The sequence below is a fragment of the Synechococcus sp. H55.10 genome (assembly GCF_047502715.1).
Classification (GTDB): Bacteria; Cyanobacteriota; Cyanobacteriia; order Thermostichales; family Thermostichaceae; genus Thermostichus.
Genome location: NZ_JANSJJ010000170.1, coordinates 1 through 669 on the forward strand (window position 1 = coordinate 1; position 669 = coordinate 669).

2 pseudogenes are annotated in these 669 nt (G+C 61.1%); one reads left to right on the forward strand and one right to left on the reverse strand.

The features are described from left to right. Positions 1-270: pseudogene (locus NW858_RS10620) on the forward strand (DNA polymerase III subunit gamma/tau); the annotation flags it as partial. A 177-nt stretch (positions 271-447) separates the two neighbouring features. On the opposite strand, the pseudogene NW858_RS10625 reads toward NW858_RS10620, so the two are convergent. Beyond that, a pseudogene (locus NW858_RS10625) lies at positions 448-669 on the reverse strand (VOC family protein); the annotation flags it as partial.

A 669-nucleotide genomic window follows, 5' to 3' on the forward strand; every position in this document is an offset into this window, starting at 1 on the left:
CAATCTACTGCCCCAGTGGTGCAAACCGAAAGGCCACCCTCCTACGACCTGGCCCATGAGCTGGCGGAGGTGGCCCGTCGGTTTGCCGACCATTTCAACGGAAGCCTGATAGATTTGCAAGGGATCCTGACCTCGCCCGAGGAGGCGACGGCAGAACTGTCCGCTCTCGAGAGCCTGGAGGCAGAAGGCGCCCCGGATCTGGGTGAAACCTACGGCCCGCCGGCAACCGAGTCCCCTCTAGCCCCCGAAGAGGAGGAGCTGCCTTTCTAGGCACTATTTTGGGGCGCTGGTTTTGCCCCTGCCGCTTTTGCTGGCCCGCCAAGGAACACATCTAGCGCTGGGATCCCTAAGGGCCAGCTCAGCTAGAGAGAGCGACCGCCTCCACCCGCATCCGCTCGTTCGATCAATTAAGGAGATATTCCCTGGAGCCCTGCGTCGGGGCAAACCTTATTCTAATCCTGGGGATCCCTGGGGGCGGATGAGCTCGATCGGCAGGCCATCGGGATCTGCGATGAACGCTACCTCATAGACTTGGCCGCCAATTTGCTGGCGTTGCGGCGGCAACAGCAAGGTGAGGGGCACCTGCGCCTCCAGATGCTGCAGATAGTCGGCCAGGGATCCCCATTCAGGGCCGATCTCCAAAGAGGGATGGTAGTAGCCTACATAGTG